Below are 8652 nucleotides of genomic sequence, written 5' to 3'. Positions count from 1 at the left end.
AGCGTTAGGGAAACGCCCGGTTACATTCCGAACCCGGAAGCTAAGCCTTTCAGCGCCGATGGTACTGCAGGGGGGACCCTGTGGGAGAGTAGGACACCGCCGAACAATCATTGTGGGAAAGCCCCGCACCTTCTGGTGCGGGGCTTTTCTGCGTTTACGGCACGGAGACGCTCTCCCCTTCCCGGTAGAGGCGTCTCGTGTCGTGTTCAGAGGCGGCCGGCGGCCTTCAGCGCGAGGTAGGCATCCGCCAGTGCGGGGGCGAGGGATTCGGGGGTGGCATCGACGACCGTGACGCCGTGACGTTTGAGCTGTTCTGCTGTCCGGGCGCGCTGGGACTGCGTCTGCGTGGCCGCCGCAGCCTCGTAGACGCCGTCGATCGTCCCGCGGGCCTCGGCCATGCGCCTCACCTGGGGATCGGCCACGGAGGCCAGCAGAACCGTGTGGCGCTGGGTGAGCTGCGGGAGTACCGGGAGAAGGCCCTCCTCGACAGGGGCCGCGTCCAGGCTGGTCAGGAGGACGATCAGGGAGCGGCGTGGTGCGCGGGCCAGCGCCGTGGCGGCCAGGCCGCGGGCGTCGGTCTCCACCAGTTCGGGCTCCAGCGGGGCGAGGGCGTTGACGACCGAGGGCAGGACGTCGCCGGCGGAACGGCCCTGCACCTGGGCGCGGAGACGGCGGTCGTAGGCGAGGAGGTCCACGCGGTCCCCCGCGCGGGACGCCAGCGCGGTGAGGAGCAAGGCGGCGTCCATGGAGGCGTCCAGGCGCGGGACGTCGCCGACGCGGCCGGCCGAGGTGCGGCCCGTGTCGAGGACGATCAGGATGTGGCGGTCGCGCTCGGGGCGCCAGGTGCGGACGGCGACGGCGCTCTGGCGTGCCGTGGCCCGCCAGTCGATCGAGCGGGTGTCGTCCCCGGGGACGTACTCGCGGAGACTGTCGAACTCCGTGCCCTCGCCCCGGGTCAGGACGCTGGTGCGGCCGTCGAGCTCGCGGAGCCGGGCCAGACGTGACGGCAGGTGCTTCCGGCTGGTGAAGGGTGGCAGGACACGGACGGTCCAGGGGGCCTCGTGGTGGCCCTGACGGGCCGCGAGACCGAGGGGGCCGAAGGAACGGACCGTGATCCGCTCCGCCCGGCGGTCGCCGCGGCGGGTCGGGCGCAGGTGCGTGGTGAGGCGGCGGCGTTCCCCTGCCGGGACGGTCAACTTGCTGCGGGAAAGGGCCTGTTCGGTGCCGGGGAGCCAGCTGCTGGGCGGCCAGGCGTCGCGGAGCTGGGCGCGCAGGGGGCGTGCGGATGGATTCGTGACGGTGAGCTGGACCTTGGCCTCGTCACCGAGTCGAACGGATGTGTCACCACTTCGGGTGAATTGGAGCTTTCGCACTGGCGCCGCCAGGGCGTAGTCGCACAGAATTGCGAGGGAGAGGGGCGCGTTCACCGCGAGCATCCCCGCCCAGCTGGGGGCGAGGATGCCGACGGGGAGCGATCCGAGGGCGGCGAGCAGCGCGGTTCGTCCGGTGAGGGCCATGGGGCGCCGTTCTCAGCGGGGTACGGGGACGTGGGCGAGGATCGAGTTGATGACGGAGTCGGGGGTGACTCCCTCCATCTCGGCCTCGGGCCGCAGGTGGATGCGATGACGCAGGGTGGGGAGAGCGAGGGCCTTCACGTCGTCCGGGGTGACGTAGTCCCGGCCGGTGAGCCAGGCCCAGGCGCGGGCGGTGGAGAGCAGGGCGGTGGCGCCTCGGGGAGAGACCCCGAGGGTGAGCGAGGGGGATTCACGCGTGGCACGACAGATATCGACGACATAGCCGGCGATCTCGGCGGAGACCGAGACCTTGGCGACTGCGTTGCGGGCCGCTTCGAGCTCGGCGGGGCCCGCGACGGGGCGCACGCCGGCGGCCTTCAGGTCGCGGGGGTCGAAGCCCTCGGCGTGGCGGGTGAGCACGTGGATCTCGTCCGCGCGTGAGGGCAGAGGGACCGTCAGCTTCAGCAGGAAACGGTCCAGTTGGGCTTCGGGGAGGGGGTACGTGCCCTCGTACTCGACGGGGTTCTGGGTCGCCGCGACCAGGAAGGGTTCCGGCAGGGCGCGGGGGGTGCCGTCGACCGTGACCTGCCGCTCCTCCATCGCCTCCAGGAGGGAGGACTGGGTCTTGGGGGGCGTGCGGTTGATCTCGTCCGCGAGCAGCAGGTTGGTGAAGACCGGGCCGGGCTGGAAGGAGAACTCGGCGGTGCGGGTGTCGTAGACCAGGGAGCCGGTGACATCACTCGGCATCAGGTCGGGGGTGAACTGGACGCGCTTGGTGTCGAGTTCTAGGGCGGCCGCGAGCGTGCGGACCAGGAGGGTCTTGGCGACTCCCGGGACGCCTTCGAGGAGGACGTGTCCCCGGCAGAGCAGGGCGACGACGAGACCGGTGACGGCGGGGTCCTGGCCGACCACGGCCTTCGCGATCTCGGTGCGCAGGGCCTCCAGGGAGGCGCGGGCGCTGTCCGAGTCCGTGGCGGTCTCGGGGGTCGGGGCGCTCATGAGGTGCGTACCTCTCTTTCGAGGGCGTCGAGTTGGTCCGCCAGGCGGATGAGGGTGGCGTCGTCGGCGGGAGCCGGGCCGAAGAGGAGGTTCCTGGGGTCCGCCGTGGTCTCGGGGAGACGGGCGGAGAGGGCGGGGAGGAGGCGGTCGGGGGAGTGGGCGTCCTGGACGGGGACGCCCAGCAGTGGGGCGAGCCGGGTACGGGTCGCGGTGCGCAGGACGGAGGCGGCGCGGTCGCGGGCGTTCGACTTGCGGTAAAGGCGGGCGCGGCCCTCGGTGGCCTCGGAGGCGCGGACCGTGACGGGCAGGCGCTCGGTGACCAGCGGGCCGAGGCGGCGGCTGCGCCAGAGGGCGGCGAGCACGGCGGCGACGGCGAGTTGGAGGGTGCCCCACAGCCATCCGGAGGGGATGAGCGCGAGGAAGTTGCCGGTGGTGCCGTCGGCGGGGGTGTCGGTGGTGGCCGAGGTGTCCGAGAGGGAGGGGAGGTACCAGACGAGATGGGGCCGGGAGCCGAGGAGTTGCAGGGCGAGCGAGGCGTTGCCCCGTTGGTCCAGGCGGGAGTTGTAGAGGACGTCGGACGAGCCGAGGAGGACCGTGTCGCCGGCGCCGCTGCCCGTGCCGGGGAGGCGGAGCAGGGTCGGGAGGCCGTCGGAGAGGTAGCAGGCGTCGGAGGCGGTGGCGGGGGAGGTCTCGTAGCGTTCGCCGCCGAGGTCGACGCTGCCGGCGCGGGTGGCGGCCGGGAGGGTGCAGGCGGGGGCGCGTTCCCTCACCGGGGTGCTCGGGGCGCCGGTGACGCCCGGGACGAGCGTGGGGAGGGAGGCGTGACCGGCGCCGAGGAGGACCGTACGGCCGGTGGAGGCGTCCATGGCCGAGCGGAGGGAGGCCTGCTGGGTGTCCGTCAGGAGGTCGGGGGTGGTGACCAGGAGGGTGGTTCCGGTGCTCGCGGCGGTGGTGGCCTCGGCGAGGGTGGTGACGAGGGTGACGGTGACGCCGCGGTCCTTGAGGAGCTCGGCGACGGCCCGGCTGCCGTGGGGGTCGGCGGAGCGCGGGTCGAGGGCGCCGTGGTCGTCGGTCGAGCGGAGCGTCGCGAGAGCGAGGCCGCCGGCCAGGACCAGGGCGAGGACGAGGGCCGCGCCGCGGACGCGGCCCCACACCTGGCGGGGGGTGGGGGCGGTCGAGGTGGTGCCGGTGGCCGGTCGGCTCATGCGGGCGTCCCCGTGGAGGCGGTGTCGAGGGTGGGCCTGGTGCGTTCCAGGGCGGTGTCCAGGTCCTCCAGGCGGCGGTACGCGGCCTCGTCGGCGGTGCGGCCGCCGTACGTGACGTCGTCGAAGGTGCGGGCCGCGAGGCGCAGGTCGTCCGCGTGCGAGGGGAGGGTGCGGCCGGCTTCGGCGGCGGCCTCGTCGGCGGTGCGGCCGGGGCGGGGGTCGAGGAGGGCGCGTTCCTCGAGGGAGCGGACGATGGCCCGCATCCGTTCCTGGACGGCCTCGTTCCAGCGGCCGGCGGAGGCGTGGCGCGCGGCGGCCGTCCGGTGGTCGCGGGCGGCGCGGGGGCCGTCGGCGAAGAGCGAGTCGCCGGTGCCGCCGGGGGCCTTGGTTGGGGTGCCGAGGCGCCACCAGAGGGCGGCGACCAGCGCGATCACGACCAGGGCGACGACGAGGAGGCCGATGACGCCGCCCGGGGTGGCGCCCGAAGCGGCTCCGAAGAGGTCGCCGAGCCACTCCCAGAAGCGGTCGAGGCCGCGCTGGAGGAGGTTCGGGTCGTTCTGGTGGTACCTCGGGTCGGACAGCTCCCGCTCCGCCGCCTCGCGGGCGGGGACGCGGGAGGTGTCCACCGGTACGTCGCCGTCGGCGCGCAGCAGGACCAGTGCCGCGACCGTTCCCCCCGTGACGGTCACCGCATCAGCCCCCGACGGCGTCGGTGCCCGGCGTGGGGCCGTAGCCGGGAAGGCCCGCGGCCCGGGCCAGTTCGAGGTCCAGGGCTTCGCGGCGGATGCGCTGGTCCACGTAGAGAAGCACGGTCACGCCCGCCGAGATCGGGTAGGTGATCGCGCTGGTGATCACGCCGCCGATGCCCGTGACGATCAGGAACGGCCAGCCGAAGGTGGAGGAGGTGCCGGCGAGGAGGTTGGTGAAGCTCTCGCCGTCGACCGCGAAGCCGATGATCGTGAACGGGATCGCGATGATCATGACGAAGAGGAAGATCAGCAGCTGCGTCAGCGCGGTGATGCCGAAGATCCGCCACCACGAGCCCCGCACGAGCTTGGCCGAGCGCTTCAGCGACTGGACGACCCCCCGGCGCTCCAGCATCAGGGCGGGCGACGCCAGGCTGAAGCGGATCCACAGCCAGACGGCGGCCGCGATGGCGCCGAGACCTCCGAGGAAGGTGAGCGCGACGCCCGCGGCGCCGCCGATCAGCATCCCGGGGAGCAGGCCGACGGTCACGAGGGCCGCCGCCATCGCCGCGAGCAGCAGGGTCAGTCCCAGCAGCTGGAGGAGGCGGGGTCGGGCCTCCTGCCAGGCGGAGCCCACCGAGACCGGGCGGTTGAGGATCGCGCGGCTGACGACGACGGTCAGCAGGGCGGCGCTCACCAGCGAGGCCGTCATCGTCACGAGGAGTGCCGGTCCCAGGCTGATCAGGGAGGCCTGGGCCGCTTCGAGCGACTGCTCCAGCTGCTCGGCGGGGGTGGCGTCGGCGTTGAGCTCCGGGGCGGCGGGCACGAGGTACCGCTCGGCCAGGATGTTGGCGATCTGGGAGATCACCGCGACCGTGACCGTGACGGTGAGGACCGTGCGCCAGTAGGACCGGAGGGTCTTCACGGCGCCGTCGAGGATCTCGCCCATGCCCAGCGGGCGCAGCGGGATGATGCCGGGCTGCGCGGCCGGCGGCCTGCCCCAGTGGACGTTCGGGGGCGGAGTGCCCCAGTTCTGGCCCGGGCCGGGGGACGGGGTCCGGTCGGTCGGCGGGGACCACTGGCCGGCGGGCGGCTGGTCCTTCGACCACTGGGCGGAGCCGTTCGCGTCGGCGGGCGCGGAGGGTCCGGGGATCCGGGAGCCGTCCGGGCCGTCGGAGGGGGCGGATCCGGGCGAGGTCCAGCCCGGAGTGTCGTTCACGGTCGTCCACCTCGGAGGAATGGTCGCGGTGCCGGATCGGCGAACCGGCTCGGTCACGGCGGCCGACACCTCACACGGCGGCGGGCCGGGTGCCATCGTGCCACGCGGGGCCCGCCCGTGGGCCGGAGCGGTGATCTCCTTCGTACGTTCGTCCGGACCTTCATTGTCCGGGCGGCAGACGGCACACTGTGCGGATGCCCGATCAGGTCGCGCGAACCGTGCGCCGGCGGGCCGAGCGGGCCGTCTGTCGACGAGAACGCGGATCGGGCAAGGGTGGGGCTGTGGGACAGGTCACGGCAGGTAACGATTGGCTAATGGGATGATGTCGATATGAAGGGACGCGTTCTTGTCGTCGACGACGACACCGCACTGGCCGAGATGCTCGGCATCGTGCTGCGGGGTGAAGGGTTCGAGCCGTCGTTCGTCGCGGACGGTGACAAGGCGCTTGCCGCTTTCAGAGAGGCCAAGCCCGACCTGGTGCTGCTGGACCTGATGCTGCCCGGAAGGGACGGCATCGAGGTGTGCCGGCTCATCAGGGCCGAGTCAGGTGTGCCGATCGTCATGCTCACGGCCAAGAGCGACACGGTGGACGTGGTCGTGGGCCTGGAGTCCGGCGCCGACGACTACATCGTGAAGCCGTTCAAGCCGAAGGAGCTCGTCGCCCGCATCCGGGCGCGGCTGCGGAGGTCCGAGGAGCCCGCTCCCGAGCAGCTCACCATCGGGGACCTGGTCATCGACGTGGCCGGGCACTCCGTGAAGCGGGACGGCCAGTCCATCGCCCTGACGCCGCTGGAGTTCGACCTGCTGGTCGCGCTGGCGCGCAAGCCGTGGCAGGTCTTCACCCGTGAGGTCCTCCTGGAGCAGGTCTGGGGCTACCGGCACGCGGCCGACACCCGGCTGGTGAACGTGCACGTCCAGCGGCTGCGCTCGAAGGTCGAGAAGGACCCCGAGCGCCCGGAGATCGTGGTGACCGTCCGCGGTGTCGGCTACAAGGCGGGACCGAGCTGACATGAGTACGGGCAGTACTGCTCCGAAGCCCGGGGACCCGGGAGTCCGTACGGGGCGGACTGCCGGACCGGGGCGGGGGGGCTCGCGTTTCGGCCGTCTGCTGCGCGGCGGACGGCTCTTCCGGGACGGGGTGCGCGGTGGACCGGTCCTCCGGCTCTTCGCGCGCTGGGTCCGCCGGCCGCTGCTGCCCGCCGTGCGGCTGTGGCGGCGGAACATCCAGCTCAGGATCGTCGCGGGCACCCTGCTGATGTCGCTCGGAGTGGTGCTGCTGCTCGGCATCGTCGTCATCGGGCAGGTCCGCAACGGCCTGCTCGACGCCAAGGAGAGGGCCGCCCAGAGCCAGGCCGCCGGAGGGTTCTCCGCCGCCCAGGACCGGGCGGCGACCACTCCCTCGGCGTCCGGACAGCAGGACGGCGGACGGGCCGGGGCGTCCGTGAACTGGCGCTCCACGCTGGTCGAGCAGCTCGCCAGCGGCGGCCAGAGCGCGTTCAACGTGGTCGCGCTCTCCCTCGACACCGGTGACACCGCGAGCCGGGGCGCCCGCGCCTCCGGCGAGGTCGACCCGACCACGAGCATCCCCGCCGAGCTGCGGCAGTCGGTCGCCCAGGGCACCGGGACCTTCCAGAAGTTCACGCGCATCCACTACACCAGCGGCAAGGCGTCCGAGCCCGGCCTGGTGATCGGCAAGCGGCTGAACGACGCCGACGGCGACCAGTACGAGCTGTACTACCTCTTCCCGCTGACCCAGGAGGAGGACTCCCTCACCCTGGTCAAGGGCACCCTGGCGACCGCCGGGCTCTTCGTCTGCGTCCTCCTCGGCGCCATCGCCTGGCTCATGGTGCGCCAGGTCGTCACGCCCGTGCGGATGGCCGCGGGAATCGCCGAACGACTCTCGGCCGGGCGCCTCCAGGAGCGCATGAAGGTCACCGGCGAGGACGACATCGCGCGCCTCGGCGAGGCCTTCAACAAGATGGCCTCCAACCTCCAGCTCAAGATCCAGCAGCTGGAGGAGCTGTCGCGGATGCAGCGGCGGTTCGTCTCCGACGTCTCGCACGAGCTGCGCACCCCGCTGACCACCGTCCGGATGGCCGCCGACGTCATCCACGAGGCCCGCGTCGACTTCGACCCGATCACCGCGCGCTCCGCGGAGCTCCTCGGCGACCAGCTCGACCGCTTCGAGTCGCTGCTCTCCGACCTCCTTGAGATCAGCCGCTTCGACGCGGGCGCCGCCGCCCTGGAGGCCGAGCCGATAGACCTGCGCCAGGTCGTCCGCCGGGTCATCGGCGGCGCCGAACCCCTCGCCGAGCGCAAGGGGACCCGGATCGTGGTCCTCGGCGACCAGCAGCCCGTGGTGGCCGAGGCGGACGCCCGCCGCGTCGAGCGGGTCCTGCGGAACCTCGTGGTCAACGCCGTCGAGCACGGCGAGGGCCGGGACGTGATCGTGAAGCTCGCCGCCGCCGGCGGGGCCGTCGCCGTCGCCGTCCGCGACTACGGCGTCGGACTCAAGCCCGGCGAGGCCACGCGGGTCTTCAACCGCTTCTGGCGCGCCGACCCCGCCCGCGCGCGCACCACCGGCGGCACCGGCCTCGGCCTGTCGATCGCCGTCGAGGACGCACGGCTGCACGGCGGCTGGCTCCAGGCCTGGGGCGAGCCGGGCGGCGGCTCGCAGTTCCGGCTCACGCTGCCGCGCACCGCGGACGAGCCGCTGCGGGGCTCCCCGATCCCGCTGGAGCCCGAGGACTCGCGGCGCAACCGCGAGCAGGCGGCGGCGGGACGCGACCAGGAGAGCGGCCGGCTCACCTCGGTGCCGGCGCAGCCCGCCGGTGACCGGACGGCACTCGGCGTACCGCCGAGGCTGCCCGCGCCGGCGGCGCGGGCGACCGTCGACCCGACGGCCCTGCCCGGCAGCGGCGCACGGGTCGTGCCGCGGGCGGCGGCCGGAGACGGCGGAGGGGCGGGCCCGGCGACGGCCGGCGGGAACGGACGACTGGAGCGGGAGGACGGGACACGTGGGCGCTGAC

Annotated in this window: 7 protein-coding genes and 1 rRNA gene; 3 read left to right on the top strand and 5 right to left on the bottom strand. The window is 73.4% G+C overall.

The features are described 5' to 3' along the window. Nucleotides 1–105: ribosomal RNA gene (gene rrf, locus ACFYXU_RS12555) — 5S ribosomal RNA — on the top strand; the annotation flags it as partial. A 101-nt stretch (nt 106–206) separates the two neighbouring features. Here rrf and ACFYXU_RS12550 read toward each other — a convergent pair. The 5 genes from ACFYXU_RS12550 to ACFYXU_RS12530 are packed head-to-tail and all read right to left on the bottom strand — an operon-like array spanning nt 207 to nt 5623. After that, the gene (locus ACFYXU_RS12550) at nt 207–1517 is read right to left on the bottom strand and encodes a DUF58 domain-containing protein (protein WP_389457560.1); all 1311 of its coding nucleotides are present in this window, start codon (nt 1515–1517) and stop codon (nt 207–209) included. A gap of 12 nt (nt 1518–1529) precedes the next feature. After that, a complete protein-coding gene (locus ACFYXU_RS12545; protein ID WP_376514050.1) occupies nt 1530–2513 on the bottom strand; it encodes an AAA family ATPase in 984 nt (327 codons plus the stop codon). After that, nucleotides 2510–3718, bottom strand: coding sequence for a DUF4350 domain-containing protein (locus ACFYXU_RS12540; protein ID WP_389457558.1), 1209 nt, complete (start codon nt 3716–3718; stop codon nt 2510–2512). Before ACFYXU_RS12540 ends, ACFYXU_RS12545 begins: the two co-directional genes overlap by 4 nt. Next, entirely contained in the window at nt 3715–4407 is a 693-nt protein-coding gene (locus ACFYXU_RS12535; protein ID WP_389457556.1) for a DUF4129 domain-containing protein, read from the bottom strand. Before ACFYXU_RS12535 ends, ACFYXU_RS12540 begins: the two co-directional genes overlap by 4 nt. Before the next feature lie 4 nt (nt 4408–4411). Then, complete coding sequence (locus tag ACFYXU_RS12530; protein WP_389457554.1) at nt 4412–5623, bottom strand: hypothetical protein; 1212 nt, start codon at nt 5621–5623, stop codon at nt 4412–4414. 330 nt (nt 5624–5953) lie between these two features. On the opposite strand from ACFYXU_RS12530, the gene mtrA reads away from it, so the two are divergent. Next, nucleotides 5954–6631: a two-component system response regulator MtrA gene (gene mtrA, locus ACFYXU_RS12525; RefSeq protein ID WP_010356958.1), complete on the top strand. Its 678-nt coding sequence runs from the start codon at nt 5954–5956 to the stop codon at nt 6629–6631. Nucleotide 6632: 1 nt separating this feature from the next. Then, a complete protein-coding gene (gene mtrB / locus ACFYXU_RS12520; protein WP_361393354.1) occupies nt 6633–8651 on the top strand; it encodes an MtrAB system histidine kinase MtrB in 2019 nt (672 codons plus the stop codon). Nucleotide 8652: the final 1 nt, after the last annotated feature.

It is taken from the genome of Streptomyces sp. NPDC002232, from assembly GCF_042890295.1.
Classification (GTDB): Bacteria; Actinomycetota; Actinomycetes; order Streptomycetales; family Streptomycetaceae; genus Streptomyces.
The sequence above is the reverse complement of the archived record's forward strand: the minus strand, read 5'-3'. Positions and strand labels throughout refer to the sequence as shown.